This window comes from Janthinobacterium sp. BHSEK (assembly GCF_056174685.1).
Genome location: NZ_JBWBYV010000034.1, coordinates 65514 through 86826, shown reverse-complemented (window position 1 = coordinate 86826; position 21313 = coordinate 65514). Strand labels below are relative to the sequence as shown.

At 61.4% G+C, this 21313-nt stretch carries 20 protein-coding genes; 4 read left to right on the top strand and 16 right to left on the bottom strand.

What is annotated here, in order from left to right; translation table 11 throughout:
- Positions 1 to 33: 33 nt before the first annotated feature.
- From lpxB to rpsB, 14 genes are all read right to left on the bottom strand, one after another.
- Positions 34 to 1218 (bottom strand): lipid-A-disaccharide synthase, encoded by a 1185-nt coding sequence (gene lpxB / locus AC0V2Y_RS13980; protein WP_475414234.1) that lies wholly within the window; start codon positions 1216 to 1218, stop codon positions 34 to 36.
- A complete protein-coding gene (gene lpxA / locus AC0V2Y_RS13975) occupies positions 1202 to 1993 on the bottom strand; it encodes an acyl-ACP--UDP-N-acetylglucosamine O-acyltransferase (protein ID WP_475414235.1) in 792 nt (263 codons plus the stop codon). The genes lpxB and lpxA overlap by 17 nt, the downstream gene beginning before the upstream one ends.
- Entirely contained in the window at positions 1993 to 2487 is a 495-nt protein-coding gene (fabZ, locus tag AC0V2Y_RS13970) for a 3-hydroxyacyl-ACP dehydratase FabZ (RefSeq protein ID WP_475414236.1), read from the bottom strand. Before fabZ ends, lpxA begins: the two co-directional genes overlap by 1 nt.
- Positions 2484 to 3539, bottom strand: a complete 1056-nt coding sequence (lpxD, locus tag AC0V2Y_RS13965) for a UDP-3-O-(3-hydroxymyristoyl)glucosamine N-acyltransferase (RefSeq protein ID WP_475414237.1) — start codon at positions 3537 to 3539, stop codon at positions 2484 to 2486. Before lpxD ends, fabZ begins: the two co-directional genes overlap by 4 nt.
- A 21-nt stretch (positions 3540 to 3560) precedes the next feature.
- Entirely contained in the window at positions 3561 to 4079 is a 519-nt protein-coding gene (locus tag AC0V2Y_RS13960) for an OmpH/Skp family outer membrane protein (RefSeq protein ID WP_046684967.1), read from the bottom strand.
- 51 nt (positions 4080 to 4130) lie between these two features.
- A complete protein-coding gene (gene bamA / locus AC0V2Y_RS13955; RefSeq protein ID WP_475414238.1) occupies positions 4131 to 6467 on the bottom strand; it encodes an outer membrane protein assembly factor BamA in 2337 nt (778 codons plus the stop codon).
- A gap of 83 nt (positions 6468 to 6550) precedes the next feature.
- Positions 6551 to 7912: an RIP metalloprotease RseP gene (gene rseP / locus AC0V2Y_RS13950; protein ID WP_475414239.1), complete on the bottom strand. Its 1362-nt coding sequence runs from the start codon at positions 7910 to 7912 to the stop codon at positions 6551 to 6553.
- Positions 7909 to 9093: a 1-deoxy-D-xylulose-5-phosphate reductoisomerase gene (gene ispC / locus AC0V2Y_RS13945; protein ID WP_475414240.1), complete on the bottom strand. Its 1185-nt coding sequence runs from the start codon at positions 9091 to 9093 to the stop codon at positions 7909 to 7911. Before ispC ends, rseP begins: the two co-directional genes overlap by 4 nt.
- A gap of 8 nt (positions 9094 to 9101) precedes the next feature.
- Positions 9102 to 9935, bottom strand: coding sequence for a phosphatidate cytidylyltransferase (locus AC0V2Y_RS13940; protein ID WP_475414241.1), 834 nt, complete (start codon positions 9933 to 9935; stop codon positions 9102 to 9104).
- Entirely contained in the window at positions 9935 to 10702 is a 768-nt protein-coding gene (uppS, locus tag AC0V2Y_RS13935) for a polyprenyl diphosphate synthase (protein WP_475414242.1), read from the bottom strand. Before uppS ends, AC0V2Y_RS13940 begins: the two co-directional genes overlap by 1 nt.
- Before the next feature lie 99 nt (positions 10703 to 10801).
- Entirely contained in the window at positions 10802 to 11362 is a 561-nt protein-coding gene (frr, locus tag AC0V2Y_RS13930) for a ribosome recycling factor (RefSeq protein WP_092715571.1), read from the bottom strand.
- Positions 11363 to 11547: 185 nt separating this feature from the next.
- Positions 11548 to 12264 (bottom strand): UMP kinase, encoded by a 717-nt coding sequence (pyrH, locus tag AC0V2Y_RS13925; RefSeq protein WP_034752258.1) that lies wholly within the window; start codon positions 12262 to 12264, stop codon positions 11548 to 11550.
- 148 nt (positions 12265 to 12412) lie between these two features.
- Positions 12413 to 13324, bottom strand: a complete 912-nt coding sequence (gene tsf / locus AC0V2Y_RS13920) for a translation elongation factor Ts (protein ID WP_086137734.1) — start codon at positions 13322 to 13324, stop codon at positions 12413 to 12415.
- A gap of 158 nt (positions 13325 to 13482) precedes the next feature.
- Positions 13483 to 14235, bottom strand: coding sequence for a 30S ribosomal protein S2 (rpsB, locus tag AC0V2Y_RS13915; protein WP_086137733.1), 753 nt, complete (start codon positions 14233 to 14235; stop codon positions 13483 to 13485).
- 400 nt (positions 14236 to 14635) lie between these two features.
- Here rpsB and map point away from each other — a divergent pair, with 400 nt between their 5' ends.
- The 4 genes from map (at position 14636) to AC0V2Y_RS13895 (ending at position 19770) form a co-directional block, all read left to right on the top strand.
- Positions 14636 to 15448 carry a type I methionyl aminopeptidase gene (gene map / locus AC0V2Y_RS13910; protein ID WP_326459945.1) on the top strand — a complete coding sequence of 271 codons (813 nt, stop codon included), beginning with the start codon at positions 14636 to 14638 and terminating at the stop codon, positions 15446 to 15448.
- Between the two features lie 36 nt (positions 15449 to 15484).
- Positions 15485 to 18052 carry a [protein-PII] uridylyltransferase gene (locus AC0V2Y_RS13905; protein ID WP_475414243.1) on the top strand — a complete coding sequence of 856 codons (2568 nt, stop codon included), beginning with the start codon at positions 15485 to 15487 and terminating at the stop codon, positions 18050 to 18052.
- A gap of 41 nt (positions 18053 to 18093) precedes the next feature.
- Positions 18094 to 18843 (top strand): pseudouridine synthase, encoded by a 750-nt coding sequence (locus AC0V2Y_RS13900; RefSeq protein ID WP_289915539.1) that lies wholly within the window; start codon positions 18094 to 18096, stop codon positions 18841 to 18843.
- 162 nt (positions 18844 to 19005) lie between these two features.
- Complete coding sequence (locus tag AC0V2Y_RS13895; protein WP_475414244.1) at positions 19006 to 19770, top strand: flagellar brake protein; 765 nt, start codon at positions 19006 to 19008, stop codon at positions 19768 to 19770.
- A 97-nt stretch (positions 19771 to 19867) separates the two neighbouring features.
- Here AC0V2Y_RS13895 and def read toward each other — a convergent pair whose 3' ends face one another.
- Entirely contained in the window at positions 19868 to 20404 is a 537-nt protein-coding gene (def, locus tag AC0V2Y_RS13890) for a peptide deformylase (RefSeq protein WP_475414245.1), read from the bottom strand.
- Positions 20401 to 21294, bottom strand: a complete 894-nt coding sequence (gene galU, locus AC0V2Y_RS13885; protein ID WP_475414246.1) for a UTP--glucose-1-phosphate uridylyltransferase GalU — start codon at positions 21292 to 21294, stop codon at positions 20401 to 20403. The genes def and galU overlap by 4 nt, the downstream gene beginning before the upstream one ends.
- Positions 21295 to 21313 lie beyond the last annotated feature (19 nt).

Below are 21313 nucleotides of genomic sequence, written 5' to 3'. Positions count from 1 at the left end.
GGTTGGTACTGCGGTTGAAGCGGTGATCGGGCGTTACTTGCGGTTGGCGGCGATGACCTGCATGACGGCGTTGGCGCTTTCGCGCGCGCTGTCGCGCAGCAGGCTGTGGTGCATGTCAGTGAAGCGCTGCACCAGGCGCAAGCGGCCCGGCACGTCGCTCAGTTGCTGCCACATGGCGTCCGCCAGCGCTTGCGGGCTGGCCGCGTTTTGCAGCAGCTCGGGCACCAGGTAATCACGCGCCAGGATGTTCGGCAAACCAATCCATGGCTGGTAGCCCATGTGGCGCATGATTTCCCACGAGGCGCGCATCATCTTGTAGGCGATGACCATGGGCTTCTTGTACAGCGCCACTTCCAGCGATGCCGTGCCGGAGGCCACCAGCACCGCATCGGCGGCGCAGATGGCCGTGTGCGAGCCGCCATCGGTGAGCAGGATCTCGACGTCCTGCAAGCCCGCCTCACGGATCAGCTGCAAAAAGTACTGGCGCTGCTTTTCGCCGGCCATGGGCGCGACGAAGCGCAGCGAACGGTCGCGCGCCAGCAGCAGCTTGCAGGCGGCCACGAACGCCACCGTATTGTATTTGAGTTCGCCCATGCGGCTGCCCGGCATCAGGGTCACGACATTCGCGTCTTGCGGCAAGCCCAGGACACGGCGCGCGGCCGCTTCATCGGGCTGCAGGGGGATCATCTCGGCCAGCGGATGGCCGACATAGGTGACGGGCACGCCTGCCTTGCGGTAGATCTCTTCCTCGAAGGGGAAGATCACCAGCATGTGCGAGACGGCCTTGATGATTTTCTTGATGCGTCCGCCGCGCCAGGCCCAGATCTGCGGCCCGATGTAGTGCACGGTGGGGATGCCGCCTTCCTTCAATTGCTGCTCGAGTCCCAGGTTAAAGCCAGGATAGTCGGCGCCGATGAAGACGGCGGGACGCTCCGCCAGCAGCTGGTCGCGCAGCGCATTCTGGATGCCCTTGATTTCGCGGTAGCGGGGAATGATCTCGAACAGGCCGCGCACGGTCAGCTTGTCGAGCGGCCAATCGGACACAAAGCCCTGCCTGGCCATGTGCTCGCCGCCGATGCCGTGGAAACGGGCACCGGGCAGCTGCGGCACGAGGCCCGACAGCAACCGGCTGGCCAGCAGGTCGCCCGACACCTCGCCGGCGACGATGGCGACATTGGCGACACCGAGGCCGCTGGACTGGTCAGCGGACGATGCCACGCGACGCCACGCCAAGGAATTCGCGCATGGCGCGAATGTGTTCCGCCACCTCGGGCGACGCTGCCGCTTCTTCTTCGAACAGGGCCGCCTTGGATTCTTCCAGGGTCAGTCCGGAGCGGTAGATGAGCTTGTACGCGGTGCGGATGCCATTGATCTGTTCGCGCGTAAAACCGCGGCGTTTCAAACCCTCGATATTGACGCCGTGGGCCTGCGCCGGATTGCCGTTCAGGAGCACGAAAGGCGGCACGTCCTGCGTCAGGCTGGTGCTCATGCCGACAAAGGCGTGCGCGCCGATCTTGCAGAACTGGTGCACATTGGCGAAACCGCTCATGATGACCCAGTCGCCGATCTCCACGTGGCCCGCCAGCTGGGCGTTGTTCGAAAAGATAGTGTTGTTGCCCACCAGGCAGTCGTGCGCCAGGTGCACATACGCCGAGATCCAGTTGTCGTTGCCCAGGCGCGTCACGCCGCCGCCCTGCACGGTGCCCGTGTTGAAGGTGCAGAATTCGCGGATGGTGTTGCGGTCGCCGATTTCCAGGCGCGTCGCCTCGCCCGCCCATTTTTTATCCTGCGGCTGCGCGCCGATGGAAGAAAACTGGAACAGGTGGTTGCCGCTGCCGATCGTCGTGTGGCCGTCGATGACCACATGCGGGCCCACCTTCGTGCCGGCACCGATGCGCACGTGCGGACCGATGATGGTGTACGGACCCACCTCGACCGAGCTGTCGAGCTCAGCCTTCGGATCGATGACCGCCGTGGAGTGGATGGCCGCCATTACTGCCCCGCTGGCTGGCTCATAGACTGACTCGCATCCTGCGCGCTGCGGATGGTGCACATCAGTTCGGCTTCCACCGCCAGCTTGCCGTCGACCGTACCGACGGCCTTGTATTTCCAGATGCCGCGCGAAACGCGCAGGATTTCCACGTCCATCTTCAGCTGGTCGCCCGGTTCGACAGGACGCTTGAAGCGCGCATTGTCGATGCCGACGAAGTACACCACCGAATTTTCGTCCGGTTTCACACCCATCGACAGGAACGACAGCAGGGCCGCAGTCTGCGCCAGCGCTTCGATCATCAGCACGCCGGGCATGACCGGCTTGTGCGGGAAATGGCCCTGGAAGAACTCTTCGTTGACCGTTACGTTCTTGATGGCGGTGATGGTTTTGTTCGCTTCCCAGTCCAGCACGCGGTCAACCAGCAGCAACGGGTAGCGGTGCGGCAGCAGCGATTTGATGGCGAGGATGTCGAGGGTCTTTTTTTCAGTAGTCATTTTTCGTCTTGCGTGGTCAGTGTTTTAATTGTTTTTTCAAGCGCGCGGATCTTCTCGCGCATGCTTGACAGGTTGCGCACGATGGCGGCGCTCTTTTCCCAGTCGGCGTTCTTGGCCAGCGGATAGAAACCCGTGTACTGGCCCGGCTCCGCGATCGAACGCGAGACCATGCTGCCCGAGCCCACGTGGACGCGGTCGGCAATGGTCAGGTGACCCAGCACCATGGCGGCGCCGCCGAAGGTGCAGTACTTGCCGATGATGGCGCTGCCGGCCACGCCGACGCAGCCGGCCATGGCCGTGTGCGCGCCGATATGGCAGTTGTGGCCGATCTGGATCTGGTTATCGAGCTTGACGCCATCTTCGATGATGGTGTCGGCCAGCGCGCCACGGTCGATGGTGGTGTTGGCGCCGATGTCGACATCGTCGCCGATCACCACCCTGCCCGTCTGCGGTATCTTGATATACACGCCGCCTTCGTTGGCAAAGCCGAATCCGTCGGTGCCGATCACGGCGCCCGAATGGACGATGCCGCGCTGGCCGATCACGCAGCGCGCGTGGAAGGTGACGTTGGCCAGCAATTGCGTGCCGGCGCCGATGACGGCGTCGCGCCCCACCACGCAGCCGGGGCCGATGACGCAGCCGGCGCCGATCACGGCGCCCGCTTCGATCACCGCGTGCACGCCGACGGAGGCGCTGGCGTCAACCTGCGCGCTGGCATCGACAAAGGCGCGCGGATGGATGCCGGCCGGCGCCTTGATCTCGTGCAGGGCGGCGAAATACTGCGCCGCGCGCGCGAAATACACATAGGGATTCGGGGTGACGATGCGCGCGCCGGCGTAGTCGCCGCCGATCAGCGCGTCGTCGGCCGGCGTGAGGATCAGCGCCGCGGCGCCGCTCTGGGCCGCCTGTGCGCGGAATTTGCTATTGCTCAGAAAGCTGATGTGCGAAGCGCCGGCGTCGGCCAGCGGCGCGATCCCTGAAACTTCCAGATTGGGATCGCCCGCCAATTGTCCGCCGAAGCGTTCGACCAAGTCTCCTAGTCGAGTGCCCATCTATTTACCTCTATTCTAATGTTACTTGTCCAGCGCCTTCAAGACCTTGTCGGTAATGTCGATGCGCGGGCTGGCCCACAGGGCTTCCTGCAGCACGATGTCATATCCTTCGATATGCGCCATCTGCTGGATGATGGTGTTGGCTTTTTCCGCGATGGCGCTGCGCTCTTCGTTCGTGCGCTGGCTCAGGTCTTCGCGGAACTCGCGCTGGCGGCGCTGCAGTTCCTTGTCCAGCTCGAAAAATTCGCGCTGGCGCTTGGCGCGCTCCGCTTCGCTCAGGGTCGGCATGTCCTTTTCCAGGGCTTCATTGGCCACCTTGAAACGGGCCGCCAGTTCCTGCACGGCTTTTTCGCGCGAGCGGAACTCTTCGGCCAGCTTGGCGCTGGCCAGCTTGGCCAGCCTCGATTCGTTATAAATACGTTCGCTGCTGATCCAGGCGATCTTCGACTCCTGAGCCTGCGCCTGCACCGGCAACAGCGAACTCCAGCACAATGCGATCACGGCAAGGGTCTTGGGCAGGGTAGCGGATGCGGTGTTCATGATACTCCATGGTCAAAAGGTAAAAGCTGTCGCCCCCGTTCAGATGGCCGGTTAGAAACCGGTGCCCATCTGGAACTGGAAGCGCTCCAGGCGGTCCGTCGGCTTGGCGTTCAGCGGTTTGGCATAGCTCAGCTTGAGCGGGCCCACCGGTGAAATCCAGCTGATGCCCAAGCCAGCAGAATAGCGCAATTGCGAGATCCGCATTTTTTCGCCTTCCTGGTAGACCTGGCCGCCGTCAAGGAAACCGAACCAGCGCAAGCTGCGGTCATTGCCCGAACCGGGGAATGGCATCTGCAGTTCCGCGTTACCGATCAGGCGCGACGCGCCGCCCAAGGCATCGTTGGTGCTCGGTTCGACCGCGCCCAGCGAGGAACTCAGGTAGCCGCGCACCGAACCGATACCGCCGCCGTAGAAGTTCTTGAAGACGGGGTAGACGTGCTTGCCGATGCCGTGGCCGTAATCGAGCTCGCCCTTCAGCGCCAGGGTGACCTTGCTGAACAGCGGACGGAAATACTGGTGCTCATAGATGGCACGGAAGTATTTCTGGTCGCCGATCAGGTCGGCCTCCAGGTTGACGCGCTGGTAGCGGCCGATCGATGGCGTCAGGGCGCTGTCGCGGCTGTCGCGCTGCCATGCCGCCGTCAGCGGGATGGAATTCGTGGTGGCCGAACCGATACCGTCGGACGGGCCGCCATTGTCGATCACGTACTGCTTGAAGCGGATTGGGCTGGTGATGTCCGTTTCGATGCGCGAGCGCTCGGCGCCGATGCCGAAGAAGACGGTGTCGACTTCCGAGAACGGCACGCCGAAACTGACGCGGCCACCGGTCTGCTTGATCTTGTAGCTGCCGATGTTGAGCGCCGGCGGTTCCGTCGTCCGCAGGTAGACTTCGAAGCTGCGCGAAATGCCATCGTCCGTGTAGTACGGATTGGTTTGCGAAAACGCGATCGTGCGGCTGTAGTGGCTGGTATTGAGTTCGATGCCGACCGTGTTGCCGCTACCGGCGAAGTTGGCTTGCGAAATCGAGGCCGACAGGGTGAATTTTTCCGATTGCGAGAACGCGCCGCCGATCAGGAAGTTACCCGTTGGTTTTTCCACCACCGTCACGTTGACGTCGACCTGGTCGGTCGTGCCCTGCGCTTCCGGCGTGTCGATGGTCACGTCCTTGAAGTAGCCGAGGCGGTCGACGCGGTCGCGCGACAGCTTGATCTTGTTGCTGTCGTACCAGGACGATTCAAACTGGCGGAATTCGCGGCGGATGACTTCATCGCGCGTGGTGGTGTTGCCGGCGATATTCATGTGGCGCACGTAGACGCGCTTGCCCGGATCGATGAAGAAGGTGAAACCGACTTCGTGCTTTTCGCGGTTGATCTCGGGATTGGCGTTGACGTTGGCAAACGCGTAGCCGAACGTGGCCAGGCGGTCCTGGATACGCTTGTTCGTCGCCGTCAGGCGCGCACCCGAGTAGATCTCGCCTTCGCGCATCAGGTTCAGCGCCTTGAGCTCTTCTTCGCGGCCGAACATCTCGCCTTCGAACTTGGTGCCGGCGATCTTGTACTTTTCACCTTCCGTGATGTTGATCGTCAGGTAGATGTCTTTTTTATCGGGCGTGATCGACACCTGCGTCGAATCGACCTGCATCTCGATATAGCCGCGGTCCAGGTAGAAGGACTTGAGCGACTCGATGTCGCCCGTCAGCTTGGTCTTCGAATACTGGTCGGCCTTGGTGTACCAGCTGAACCAGCCGCCCGTGTTCAGGGCCAGCTGCTCGCGCAGTTCCTTGTCCGTGAAGGCCTTGTTGCCGACGATGTTGATCTGCTTGATGCGGGCCACGTCGCCCTCGTCGACGGCGAACACCACGTTGACGCGGTTGCGCTCGATCGGCGTGACGGTGGTGGTGATCTTCACGCCGTACAGGCCATGCGACAGGTACTGGCGCTTGAGTTCCTGTTCCGCGCGGTCGACGGACGCCTTGTCGAAAATCTTGGCTTCACCGACGCCGATTTCCTTCAGGGCCTTGACCAGCACGTCCTTCTCAAATTCCTTGGTACCGGTAAATGCCACGCTGGCGATGGCCGGACGTTCCTCGACCAGCACCACCAGCACGTCGCCATCGGCTTCCAGACGCACATCCTTGAACATGCCCGTTGCATACAGGGCCTTGATGGCGGCAACGCTCTTCTCGTCGGAGAACGTTTCGCCGACCCGCACCGGCAGGTAGGCAAAGACGGTGCCCGCTTCAGTACGCTGGATCCCTTCGACCCGGATGTCCTTGACAGTAAATGGCTGGACGGCCAGCGCGTGGCCGGAACAGATGGCCATGACGGCGGCGCCGATCAGGCTGCGGCGAAAGGAAGGCAAGGCAAAACGAGCAGAATGTAATTTCATTGGGGTTATTCAATGGGTAAATCAATGGACAACATACACAAAAGATTGCTTGTGCGACTCACGCAATGGCATCAACCACCGCCCTAATTCAGCAATCGCAACACGTCATTAAAGACGGCAAGCACCATCAAGGTCAGCAACAAACCGATCCCCAAGCGCTGGGCAATCTCGCCTACGCGCTCCGGCAAGGGGCGTCCGGTCAAAACTTCCAGCGAATAATACAGCAAATGCCCGCCATCCAGAACAGGAATGGGTAGCAAATTCATCACGCCCAGACTGATACTGATGAAGGCGATGAAGCTCAGGTAGCTTACCAGGCCGATGCGCGCCGTCTGACCCGCGTAATCGGCGATGGTAATGGGTCCCGTCACATTCTTCAGCGACACCTGGCCCGTGATCATTTTGCCCAGCATTTTCAGGCTCATGACACTGGTATCCCAGACCTTGGCGGACGCCTTGCCAACGGCAGAGAACGGTCCCGATGCCACGGTGATCATATCCGGCACCTGTCCCAGCTTTGCCTGTATCTTACCAACTGTTACAGCTCCCTCTGCCCCGGCGCCCGGCACGGCGTCCGGCGTAATCGACAGGGTCAGGTCCTGGCCCTGACGCAAGAGCTGCAATTGCAGGGTTCGGCCAGGCGCCTGGCTCAGGGTGGCGATGACGGCCGCCACGTCGTGCACGGGCTGTTCGTCGATGGCCAGGATCTGGTCGTTTTTCTGCAGGCCGGCGCGCGCGGCGGCGCCACCGGGCATGATTTCCATCAAGGTGGGCGCGGAACGGGCCATGGTCAGGCCCAGCTTGCCCAGCACGTCGCCTTCCAGGTCCGTTTCCGTCAGGCTGGCCGTCGGCAAGGCCGCTTCCTGCTGGCCACGGTCGGGGCGGCGCACTTCGATGCGCGCCGGCAGCTTGTCGAGGGTGGCCTGGATCAGTTCCCAGCGCAGTTCGGACCAGCTGGCCACGGCCTTGCCATTCACCGACTCGACCGTATCGCCGCTGCGCAAGCCGGCCGCAAAGGCGGCCGTCTGTTCGGCCACGGGACCGAGCTTGCTCGACGGCTCTTCGATGCCATGCATGAACAGGCCCGCGTACAGCACGATGGCGACGAGGAAATTGGCCAGCGGGCCGGCGGCCACGATGGCGATGCGGCGCCACACGCTCTGGCGCGTGAATTCGCGGCGCAATTCGCTTTCCGGCAAGTCGCTGAGGTCTTGCGCACGGCTGTCGAGCATGCTGACATAACCGCCCAGCGGCAGCGCGGAAATCGCCCATTCCGTCTGGTCCTTGCCAAACTTGCGCGAATACACCACTTTTCCCATGCCGATCGAGAAACGCAGCACTTTCACGCCGCACCAGCGCGCCACCAAATAGTGGCCCAGCTCGTGCAGGGTGATCAGTGAACCGAGCGCGACGATAAAGGCCAGCAAGGTGGTGATGAGCGTCATGCAGCCAGCCTTTGCGCGATGTACGCGTGCGCGGCCGCTCTGGCCAGGCGGTCCTGCTCCATCACGGCTTCGATGCTCGAAGCGGCGCCGTGCGGCACCGTCTCGATCACGTGGGCGATGACGCGGTCGATCTGGCGGAAGCCGATCTGTTCGTCAAGAAACGCTTGCACGGCCACTTCATTGGCCGCGTTGAGCAGGGCCGGCGCCGTGCCGCCCGCGCGCAAGGCGTCGAAGGCCAGCGCCAGGCAAGGGAAACGGCGGAAATCGGGACGTTCGAACTGCAGGGTGGCCACTTGCGCCAGGTCCAGCTGCGCCACGCCGGAAGCGATGCGCTGCGGATACGCCAGCGCATGGGCGATCGGCGTGCGCATGTCCGGATTGCCCAGCTGTGCCAGCACGGAACCGTCGATGTACGAGACCATCGAATGGATCACGCTTTGCGGATGGATCAGCACCTCGATCTGGTCGGCCGGGGCGCCGAACAGCCAGTGCGCCTCGATCACCTCCAGGCCCTTGTTCATCATGGTGGCCGAATCGACGGAAATCTTGCGTCCCATGGCCCAGGTCGGATGCTTGCACGCCTGGTCCGGCGTCACGCTATCCAGCGTCTCGACGTCGCGCGTGAGGAAGGGGCCGCCGGAAGCCGTCAGCACGATTTTTGCCACGCCGGCGGCGCCAGGCGCGCGGCCATGGGCGTGCGGCATGCATTGGAAGATGGCGTTATGTTCGCTGTCGATCGGCAGCAGCACGGCGCCGTTATCGTGCACGGCGTCGATGAACAGCTGGCCGGACATGACCAGCGCTTCTTTATTGGCCAGCAATACTTTTTTGCCGGCACGCGCTGCGGCCAGGGTGGGCGCCAGGCCGGCGGCGCCGACGATGGCCGCCATCACGCCCGTCACTTGCGGTGCGCTGGCGATGGCGCACAGGGCGTCCTCGCCATACTCGACCTGCGTATCGACGCCCTGCCCGCGCAGCAAGCGCGTCAGTTCAAGGGCGGCATCCGCCGTGCCGACGACGGCGCGCCGGGGGCGGAATTGCAGACACTGGGCGGCCAGTTCGGCCACACGGCTGTGGGCGCTCAGCGCATACACGCTGTATTGCTCCGGATGACGCGCGAGCACGTCCAGGGTGGACACGCCGATCGAGCCGGTCGCGCCTAGAATGGTGATGTATTGCATGAGTTTCCTTAAAGCCAGCTGGCCACGAGGGCGGCAAATGGCAGGACCGGGATCAACGCGTCGATACGGTCGAGTACGCCGCCATGGCCAGGCAGCAGCTTGCTGCTGTCCTTGATGCCCGCGCGGCGCTTCAATTGGGATTCGAACAGGTCGCCGACGATGCTGGCGGCGACGAGCAATAGCAGCACCAGCAAGGCCAGCGGCCAGCCGCGGCGCAATTGCAGCTGCACGGCGAAGGTGTCTTGCAGCACCGGCAGCGATGGCGCGGCCACGATGGTGATGGCGGCGATGGCCAGCACGGCGATGCCGCCGCCGATGGCGCCTTCCCAGGATTTGCCTGGGGAAATACTCGGCGCCAGCTTGCGCTTGCCGAAAGCCTTGCCCGAGAAATAGGCGCCGATATCGGCGATCCACACGAGGGCCATGACGGAGAGCAGGTACAAGGGGCTATGCAGGAACAAGGCGATGATGGCGACGAAGCAGCCGACGATGGTCACCGGGTACACCAGGCTGAGCAAGGTATTGCCCAGGCCTTCGGTGGGCGGCAAGCCTGTCGCCAGCGAGGGCACGAAGCGGATCAGCCAGATGGCCACGCACAGGGCGAACCAGAAATTGAGCTGCGCCATGCCGTTACCGACAAAAAACGTATAGGCGAAGGCGGCGGTCCAGACGGCGGCGATCGGCAGCGCCTGGCGATTTTTGAAGATGCGGAAGCTTTCCCAGACGGCGGCGCCGAAGAACGCCGTGGCGATCACGGCGAAGGCGGGGAAATAATTCAGATACAGAACCGGCAGCAAGACCGCCAGAAGGACCAGGGCGGTGATTATCCGTGTTTTCAGCATCAGTTTGTCTTTTCAGTTAGTTGCGCGCTGGTACGGCCAAAGCGCCGTTCGCGCTGCTGGTAAGACGCGATTGCCGCGTCGAGGCACTCGTCATTGAAGTCAGGCCAGAAAGTCTCGGTAAAAAACAACTCAGTGTACGCCAGTTGCCACAGGAGGAAATTGGAAATGCGCTGCTCGCCGCCCGTGCGGATGAACAGGTCGGGCTCGGGCGCATAGGCCATGGCCAGGTGCGGCGCCAGTTGCTCTTCCGTGTAAGCGTGCCCGTCAGGCTGGCCCTTGACGGCAGCCTCGGCCGTCATTTTGTTGACTGCCTGCATGATGTCCCAGCGGCCGCCATAGTTGGCGCAAATCGTCACGGTCAGGCGCGTATTGCCCGCCGTCTTGCGCTCGGCGTCCGCCACCAGTTGCTGCAACTGGGCATTGAAGCGCGACATGTCGCCTACGACCTTCAGGCGGATATCGTTGGCGTGCATGCGTACGACCTCGCGTTCCAGCATCGTGACGAACAGGCGCATCAGCATCGACACCTCTTCTTCCGGGCGGCGCCAGTTTTCCGAGCTGAAGGCAAACAGCGTCAGATATTCGACGCCCCGGTCGAGGCAGGTCTCGACGACACGGCGCACGGTGTCCGCGCCCTTGACGTGGCCAGCCACGCGCGGCAGGAAGCGCTTGGTTGCCCAGCGACCATTGCCATCCATAATGATTGCCACATGGCGCGGCACCGTGCCCACCTCAGGTACTGCCGTTGTCGAACTCGAATAGATCATGAAAACACGAATACCAAAAATAAAAGATAACTATTATGCGCCAAATAGCACTGCCCGGAAAAGCCATGCTTTCCCGGGCAGCGTCAAAAGAACTGAAAACTAGACCGTCAGCACTTCTTTTTCTTTGTCGACAACCATCTTGTCGATGTCCGCAATAAACTTGTCCGTCAGCTTCTGCACTTCTTCCGACGAGCGGCGCTCATCGTCCTCGGAGCAGGCTTTTTCCTTGACCAGTTTCTTCAGCGACTCGTTCGCATCGCGGCGAATGTTACGCACGGCAATCTTCGCGTCTTCCGCTTCGCTCTTGACCAGCTTGACCATTTCCTTGCGGCGCTCTTCCGTCAGCGGCGGCGTCGGCACGCGGATCAGGTCGCCCTGTGCCGACGGGTTCAGACCCAGGTCGGCGTCACGGATGGCTTTTTCGATGGTGCTGGCCATCTTCTTTTCATACGGCTGCACGCCGATGGTGCGCGCGTCGATCAGGGTCACGTTGGCCACCTGGGTCAGCGCCGTCGGCGAACCGTAGTACTCGACCATCACGTGGTCCAGGATACCCGTATGGGCGCGGCCGGTACGCACTTTGGCCAGATCGGCCCGCAGTGTTTCCAGCGATTTCGTCATGCGTTCCTGGGCATTCTTTTTAACGTCAGCTAAGGACATTGCTGTACTCCTTGTCTTGATAATAATGAATATTGCTACTTCGCTTGCGATGAAAACACCAGCGCAGTCGGGAGTGCCGAAAACCGTTCAGGGCAAGGCGCGGCGCCGAAGACGCTACGAATGTACATAACGTGGCTCAGGCACTGCAACGCAGCCATGGACGGTTTCTCGGCGCTCCGCTTCCCTTATACGTGCACCAAGGTGCCTTCGTCTTCGCCCATGATGACACGCATCAGCGCACCTGGCTTGGTGATCGAAAACACTTTAATGGGCAGCTTCTGGTCGCGGCACAGGGCGAATGCGGTGGCATCCATCACTTGCAGGTGCTTGGCGATGGCGTCGTCGAACGTAATCGTGTGGAACAGGGTGGCGTTCGGATCCTTCTTCGGATCGGCCGTGTAGACGCCGTCGACCTTGGTGGCCTTCAGGACGATCTCGGCGCTGATCTCGGAACCGCGCAGGGCGGCTGCCGTGTCGGTGGTGAAGAACGGATTGCCGGTACCGGCGGCGAAGACGACCACTTTGCCTTCTTCCAGGTATTGCAGGGCTTTCGGGCGGACGTACGGCTCGACCACTTGTTCGATGCCGATGGCCGACATGACGCGCGCGGTGATACCGACATGGCGCATGGCATCGGCCAGGGCCAGTGCGTTCATCACGGTGGCGAGCATGCCCATGTAGTCGGCGGTGGCACGGTCCATGCCTTGCGCGCCAGGCGCGACGCCGCGGAAGATATTGCCGCCGCCAATCACGATTGCCAGTTCCACACCCAACTTCGCCACCTCGGCCACATCGGCCACCATGCGCTCGATCGTGGCGCGGTTGATGCCGTAGGGATCATCGCCCATCAGGGCTTCGCCGGACAACTTGAGGAGGACGCGCTTGTAGGCTGGTTTTGACATGAGCTGGGGCTCCATAAATGAGGTTATTCGAGTATGACATGGCGCAGCGCCTTGCAGCGCCGGATAGGCGGGAGGAAGCTGCCCATGCCGCCGCCCGGCACGACAGGTGCGGGCGGGCCAAAAAAACGGGCCTCTCGGCCCGCTTTACTTACGCTCCCTGGGAGGCAGCCATCTGTGCTGCGACTTCTGCTGCGAAGTCGTCTTGCTTCTTCTCGATGCCCTCGCCTACCACGTACATGGCAAAACCTTTGACGCTGGTGTTAGCCGCCTTCAGCATTTGCTCAACCGACAGCTTGTCGTTTTTCACGAAAGCCTGGTTCAGCAGCGAAACTTCTTTCAGGAACTTCTGTACGGAACCTTCCAGGCGCTTGGCCAGGATTTCCGGCGATTGCGCTGGCTTGCCTTCGGCGGCCGCTTTGGCTGCGTCTTCTTCGGCTTTCAGTTGGGCAACCGAACGCTCTTTTTCGATCAGTTCCGCTGGCACTTCGTTCGACGACAGCGATACTGGCTTCATGGCAGCGATGTGCATGGCCACGTCTTTGCCCACTTGCTCATCGGCACCGTCGAATTCGACGATCACGCCAATGCGCGAACCGTGCAGGTACGAAGCCAGCTTGGCGCTGGTTTCGAAACGCTGGAAGCGGCGGATGGTCATGTTTTCGCCGATCTTGCCGATCAGGGCAGCGCGCACTTCGTCCAGGGTCTTGCCGTCGAGCGGCAGGGCCAGCAGGGCAGCGACGTCAGCCGGGTTGTGTTCCGCTACCAGACGGGCAGCGTTGTTGGCCAGTGCCAGGAAATCGTCGTTTTTCGCAACGAAGTCGGTTTCCGAGTTGACTTCGACCAGGGCGCCTACGCCGTTGGCGATGTAGGTTGCCACGACGCCTTCAGCGGTGATGCGCGCCGATGCTTTCGATGCCTTGCCGCCCAGCTTGACGCGCAGGATCTCTTCCGCACGCGCCATGTCGCCTTCGGCTTCGGTCAGTGCTTTTTTGCATTCCATCATTGGTGCGTCGGTTTTGCCGCGCAATTCGCCTACCATCGCTGCTGTAATCGCTGCCATGTGTTTCTCCTGATTCGGTGAGTCGATAGTCGCGGCCGGGCATGCATGCCTCGCCAGCGGTCACTATCGTTTTTTTGTTAAAAAAAAGGGGGAGCTGCTGCCACCCCTTTTCCCTTACTGCTGTGCTTACAAACGGCTATCCTGCGATAGCCTGGCCATTAAGCCTGTTCGTTTACTTCGACGAATTCGTCGCCAGCGGCTGCTTTAACCATTTCAACAACTTCGTTACCGGCAGCTGCACGGCCTTCGATGATTGCATCAGCAACACCGCGAGCGTACAACATGATGGCTTTCGAGGAGTCATCGTTACCTGGGATCACGAAGTTCACGCCTTCTGGGGAGTGGTTGGTATCGACAACGCCGATGACCGGGATACCCAGCTTAGCTGCTTCGGTGATCGCACCTTTGTGGTAGCCGACGTCGACGACGAAGATTGCGTCAGGAACGCCGCCCATGTCCTTGATGCCGCCGATCGATTTTTGCAGCTTGATCATTTCGCGGGAGAACATCAGCGCTTCTTTTTTCGACAGCTTCTCGATCGAACCGTCTTCGATCATCACTTCCATGTCCTTCAGACGCTTGATCGAGGTTTTGATCGTCTTGAAGTTGGTCAGCATGCCGCCCAACCAACGTTGATCAACGAAAGGCACGCCAGCGCGTTGTGCTTCAGCAGCGATGATTTCGCGAGCTTGACGCTTGGTGCCAACCATCAGGATGGTGCCACGGTTTGCAGCCAGTTGACGCACGTGCTTCATTGCGTCCTGGTACATCGCCATGGTTTTTTCCAGGTTGATGATGTGGATCTTGTTGCGATGGCCGAAGATGAACGGTGCCATTTTTGGATTCCAAAAACGGGTTTGGTGACCAAAGTGGACACCGGCTTCCAGCATTTCGCGCATTGTTACGGACATTATTAACTCCAGGGTTGGGTCTGGAATCCGATCAGTCACCATACAGGCACCCTTGTCGACCGGATTCGCGTGTTTATATAAATTAAAGACACTGTTTTGCTGCATTGCTTAAAAGAGAATTCAAGCAACCCGGGATTCTACACTGAAATGCCCGCAGCATCAAGTCCACGCCGCAAATCGCGCGCCCGATGGACACAGCCAATGCACCACGATGGTGCAAGGCGTGGCGGCACCGCCTTTTCATCCATTTTCCACACATAATTCCCTTCCCGGCCATAGGAAGGAGGCGGCGGATTCAGGGCGCCTCGTTTATAATTTCGGCATATTTGCAGACTTTTCCCCCTACAGCAGGAATCGTCTGTGCTTTTCACCTGAATTCTTGCAGATTGCGAATCACACCATGTCCACCATCCGTATCAATACCGCCGCCGACATCGAAGGCATGCGCGTTGCAGGCAAGCTCGGCGCCGAAGTACTCGACTACATCACGCCCTTCGTCAAGGTCGGCGTCACGACGGGCGAACTGGACCGCCTGTGCCATGAATACATGGTCAACGTGCAGGGCACCATCCCTGCCCCGCTGAACTACTGCCCGCCCGGCTACACGCCCTACCCGAAGGCCATCTGCACCTCCGTCAACGACGTCATCTGCCATGGCATTCCAGGCGACAAGGTCCTCAAGAGCGGCGACTCCGTCAACCTCGACATCACCGTCATCAAGGATGGCTACCACGGCGACAACAGCCGCATGTTCCTCGTCGGCACGCCGACTATCCTGGCCAAGCGCCTGTCGGAAATCACCTATGAGTGCATGTGGCTGGGAATCGACCAGATCAAGCCGGGCGCCCACCTGGGCGATATCGGCCACGCCATCCAGCAGCATGCGGAAAAGGCCGGCTACAGCGTGGTGCGCGAATTCTGCGGCCACGGCATCGGCAAGGTCTTCCATGAAGAACCGCAAGTATTGCATTACGGCAAACCTGGCACCCTCGAGCGCCTGGAAGCGGGCATGATTTTCACCGTCGAGCCGATGATCAATTCGGGCCGCCGCGAAATCCGCGAAATGAACGATGGCTGGACCATCAAGACCAAGGACCGCAGCCTGTCGGCGCAATGGGAACACACGGTGCTGGTGACGGAAACGGGCTACGAAGTGCTGACCGTCTCGCCCGGCATGCCGCCGCCGCCCGCCTTTATCGTCAATAAAGCCTGATCGATCAAACCCGACCCACCGCCACCCAGGGCCCAGATGAAAAAGCAAGTTCGGGAACAGCTGAAACAGCAACTGAAAGCCGACCGCCAGGTCGTCATCGCGGCCTTCCAGGCCGACGGCAAGCCTGAAAAACTGCTGCGCAGCCTGCGCCACAGCGTCGACGGCGTGCTGGCGCGCGCCTGGCAGGAAGCGGGCTTGCCGCCCGGCACGGCCCTGGTGGGCGTGGGCGGCTATGGCCGCGGCGAACTGTTTCCGTATTCCGACGTCGACCTGCTGATCCTGCTGCAACAGGCGCCCGATGCCGCCACGCAGGAAAAGCTCGAGGAACTGGTGCAGCTGCTGTGGGACCTGGGCCTGGAAATCGGCCACAGCATCCGCACGGTCGAGGAGTGCATGGTCGAATCGAAGGCCGACATCACCGTGCAGACGAGCCTGCTCGAAGCGCGCCTCGTGTGCGGCAACGCGGACCTGTTCGCGCAATTGCAGCAGCGCTATGACGCGGCCATGGACCCGCAGGCGTTTTTCCAGGCAAAAACGGCGGAAATGCGCCAGCGCCATGCCAAGTACGAGGACACGGCCTTCAGCCTGGAACCGAATTGCAAGGAAAGCCCGGGCGGCTTGCGCGACCTGCAGGTCATCCTCTGGGTCGCCAAGGCGGCCGGCCTGGCGAACTCGTGGCGCACCCTGGCCACGGGCGGCCTGATCACCCTGACGGAAGCGCGCCAGCTGATGGAAAAGGAGCGCGCCTTCAAGGATATCCGCGTGCGCCTGCACCTGCATGCGGGACGGCGCGAAGACCGCCTCGTGTTCGACGTGCAGACGGCGATCGCGGAATCGCTGGGCCTGCAGGCGACGGGCAGCGGGCCGCACATGCGCCGCGCCAGCGAATTCCTCATGCAGCGCTATTACTGGGCCGCCAAGACGGTGACCCAGCTCAACACGATTTTGCTGCAAAACATCGAAGCGCGGCTGTTTCCGCAAGACGACGTGGCCGTGCCCATCAACGAACGTTTCAATGAAGTCAACAGCCTGATCGACATCAGCGCTGACAATACCTTCGAGCAACACCCGTCGGCCATGCTGGAAATCTTCGTCCTGATGACGGAGCGCCCGGCCCTGAAGGGCATGACCTCGCGCGCCACGCGGGCCCTGTGGCACGCGCGCTTCAAGATCGACGCCGCCTTCCGCCAGGATCCCGTCAACCGCGCCCTCTTCCTGCGCATCATGCAAGCCCCGGTCGGCATCATCCATGCGCTGCGGCGCATGAACGAGATGAGCATCCTGGGGCGCTACCTGCCGAACTTCCGCCGCATCGTGGGCCAGATGCAGCACGACCTGTTCCACGTGTACACGGTCGACCAGCACATATTGATGGTGGTGCGCAACATGCGCCGCTTCACCATGAGCGAACACGCGCACGAATACCCGTTCTGCAGCCAGCTGATGGCCGATTTCTCGCAATCGTGGCTGCTGTACGTGGCAGCCCTGTTCCACGACATCGCCAAGGGGCGCGGCGGCGACCACTCGAAACTGGGCGTGGCCGACGCCACCCAGTTCTGCCAGGACCACGGCCTGTCTGCCGAGGACACGGAACTGGTCGCCTTCTTGGTGGAAAATCACCTGACCATGTCGCAAGTGGCGCAAAAGCAGGACTTGTCCGACCCGGACGTCATCGCCGCCTTTGCGAAAGTGGTCAAGGACGAGCGCCACCTGACGGGCCTGTACCTGCTGACGGTGGCCGACATCCGCGGCACCAGCCCGAAAGTGTGGAATGCCTGGAAGGGCAAGCTGCTGGAAGACCTGTACAAGATCACCCTGCGCGTGCTGGGCGGCGAGCCGCACACGGCCGACCGCGAGCTCAAGAACCGTCAGCAGGAGGCGCTGGCCACCCTGCGCCTGTACGGCTTGCCGCCCGATGCGCATGTAAAGCTGTGGCAGCAGCTGGACGTGGCGTATTTCCTGCGCCACGACGCGTCCGACATCGCCTGGCAGACGCGCTCGCTGTACGACAAGCTTGACAGCAAGTTGCCGGTGGTAAAATGCCGGCTGGCGCCCATCGGCGAAGGCTTGCAGGTGGCCGTATATATTCCCGACCAGCCCGACCTGTTCGCGCGCATCTGCAGCTATTTCGACCGCAAGAATTTCAGCATCCTCGACGCGAAGATCCACACGACGAAAAATGGCTATGCGCTCGACACCTTCCTCGTCACCGAGCAGAACTTCGCCAAGAGCTACCGCGACATCATCAGCCTGATCGAGCATGAGCTGGGCGAGCTGCTGCAGTCGCAGACGCCGCTGCCGCCGCCGGGCAAGGGACGGCTGTCGCGCCTGTCGCGCACCTTCCCCTTCCAGCCGACGGTGGACTTGCGGCCCGATGAAAAGGGCCAGTACTACCTGCTGTCGGTGGCCGCCAACGACCGCACGGGCTTGCTGTATGCGATCGCCAACGTGCTGACCAAGTACCGCATCAACTTGCACACGGCCAAGATCATGACCCTGGGCGAGCGGGTCGAAGATGTCTTCCTCGTCGACGGCCCCGCGCTCAACAATGCCCGCAACCAGATATTGCTGGAAACCGATTTACTCGATGCGCTGAAAGTGTAAGCTTTCCGCGCAGCGCCTACCCTTACTGAAACTGAAACAACATGACCGAAGAATTATTACGCTTGTCCAAACGCATGTCCGAACTGGGCCTGTGCTCGCGCCGCGAAGCCGATGAATGGATCGCCCGCGGCTGGGTCCGCGTGGATGGCAAGGTGGTGTCCGAGCTGGGCAGCAAGGTCTACCCGAGCCAGCGCGTCACCGTGGAACGCCAGGCGGCGGCCGAGCAGTCGAAGCGCGTCACCGTGCTGATCAACAAACCGGTAGGCTACGTCAGCGGCCAGGCCGAAGACGGCTACACGCCCGCCGTGGCCCTGATCAAGGCGGAAAACCGCTGGGCGGAAGACCGCAGCCCGGAACAGTTCCACCCGACCCAGCTGCGCAGCCTGGTGGCCGCCGGCCGCCTGGACATCGATTCCGTCGGCTTGCTGGTCCTGACGCAGGATGGACGCGTAGCCAAGCAGCTGATCGGCCACGATACCGACATCGACAAGGAATACCTGGTGCGCGTCAGCTACACCAAGGGCGGCACCCTGCCCGACAGCGAACTGAAAAGACTCAACCACGGCCTGTGGCTCGACGGCAAGCCGCTACTGCCGGCCAAGGTGCGCTGGCAAAATGAAGACCAGTTGAGCTTTACCTTACGCGAAGGCAAGAAACGCCAGATCCGCCGCATGTGCGAAGCCGTGGGCCTGAAAGTGCTGGGATTGAAACGCGTGCGCATCGGCAAGGTCAAGCTGGGCGACTTGCCGACGGGCCAATGGCGCTATCTGAGCGCGGACGAACAGTTTTAAGCGGCGACGTCAGGGCGGCATGCCAGGCCAGGCCAGGCCAGGCCAGGATATATATAAGCAACAGGAATATAGTGATATAAAATTAATTATTGTGATTTACTTAGTAAATATTGCCTTAAACCTATACACTATTCCCCATTAGAATAAAAGAGATACGCTGTCGTGAACGATCCCATCCCCAATCCCCTGCGCAAAGGCGCGCCCAGCCTGGCTGACGTGGCCGAGCCGATGGCGCCCGGCACCAAGCCGCACCATATGAGCGATCCGTGGGATATCGGCGAAACCCTGTGCAGCCTGGCTGATAACGGCGATGCCATTTCCATCTACCCGACGGGCGGCGAAGACGTCATCCTGGCGCGCATCCTGTCCGTCGACGATGACTTGCCGCAATTCGTACTGGAACTCAATGAAGGCGCGACCCTGCCGCCAGGTGGCGCCACGTTTGTGTCGTGGGTGCAAAGCGCCAAACTGCAATTCACCATCAATGGCGAATGGCAAGCGTATCCCGAGCGGCCGAACGTCTACCTGACGAACTTCCCCAGCCATTGCCTGGTGCTGGAACGGCGTGAATCGGCGCGCCTGGAAACGCCGCTGGGCGTGTACTACCTGGCCGCCTTCGTGCTCGAGGGCCGTCCGTATGAATTGCAGCTGTATGATTTCTCGGCCGGCGGCATCGGCATGCGCGCCCATCCGCGCGACACGGTGGGCCTGTACGTGGGCCGCAAGCTGTCGCGCGTGCGCCTGGAACTGGGGCCGGACAAGGTCATGATCGCCGACCTGGAAATCCGCCTGTCGCGCACCTTCCGCTCCTTCCTGCTGGGCGAGCAGGTGCAGATCGGCTGCCGCTTCCTGAACCTGACGGATGCCATGCAGGATGAGCTGAAAACCTTGCTCGACAACCTGGGCAGCAGCCGCAAGGTGCGTTAGGTTCGCAGGTTTGCCCCAGGCATAAAAAATGGCCGCGCAGCTAATGCTGCGCGGCCATTTTTATACTTGATGATCACAGTCATGAGGCAGGTGCCGATCAATCGTCGTCGTTCGGGTCCAAATCCGGGAACATGACGTCAGTAAATCCGAACTGCGTGAAGTCGACGATACGCATCGGATACAGGATGCCGTGCAGATGGTCCACTTCATGCTGCACCACGCGGGCATGGAAGCCGTCGCAGTCGCGGCTGATGGGCTGGCCGAACTGGTCGACGCCCTCATAGTGCAGCTCGCTCCAGCGCGGCACGCTGCCGCGCAGGCCGGGCACGGACAGGCAGCCCTCGAAACCCTCTTCCTTGCGCTCCGACAAAGGCGTCAGCACGGGGTTGATCAACACGGTTTCCGGCACTTGCGGCGCGTCGGGATAGCGCAGGTTCTGCTTGAAGCCATAGATCACCAGCTGCAGGTTGACGCCGATCTGCGGCGCCGCCAGGCCCGCGCCATTAGCCGCATGCATGGTGTCGAACATGTCGGCGATCAAGGCACGCAATTCGGGCGTATCGAATTCACGTACGGGCTCGGCCATCCGCAGCAGGCGCGGATCGCCCATCTTCAGAATTTCACGTATCGTCATTTTGCTTCCAGTGCCGCTTGCAGTTCTTGCAGATAGGTGCGGAAGGCCGCCCCCGTTTCCGGATGTTTCATGCCCATCGCCGTCGTTGCTTTCAGATAACCCAGCTTGGAGCCGCAGTCATAGCGCTGCCCCTGATAGCGGTAAGCCAGCACGCGCTCTTCGCGCATCAGGGCGGCGATGCCGTCCGTCAACTGGATTTCGCCACCGGCGCCCGTGCCGATATTTTCCAGGTGGTTAAAGATGCGGCTGGTCAGCACATAACGTCCCACCACGGCCAGGGTCGATGGCGCCTCTTCGGGCGCGGGTTTTTCCACGATGGCCGAAACCAGTTCCAGATCGGGCTGATAATTCTTTGCCGACACGATACCGTACTGCTTGGTTTCCGCGCGCGGCACATCCTGCACCGCCAGCAGCGAGCAATTTTCATACTGGAAGACATCGGTCATCTGCGCCAGCACGGGGCGCACGCCCTCTTCCACATCCATGAAATCGTCGGCCAGCAAGACGGCAAACGGCTCGTCGCCGATCACGGGACGGGCGCACAGCACGGCATGCCCCAGGCCCAGCGGCGCCGACTGGCGGATGTAAATGCAATTGATGTGCTTGGGAATGACGTTTTGCACCATTTCCAGCAACTGGCGCTTGCCGGCCGCTTCCAGTTCCGACTCGAGCTCATAGGCCGTATCGAAATGGTCTTCGATGGCGCGCTTGTTGCGGCCCGTGATGAAAATCATTTCCGTGATGCCCGCCGCCACCGCTTCTTCCACTGCGTACTGGATCAAGGGCTTGTCGACGATGGGCAGCATTTCCTTCGGTTGCGCCTTGGTCGCAGGCAAGAAACGGCTGCCCAGGCCGGCGACGGGAAAGACTGCTTTTCTGATTTTTTTCATGGGTCTTCTGTAATGTTTT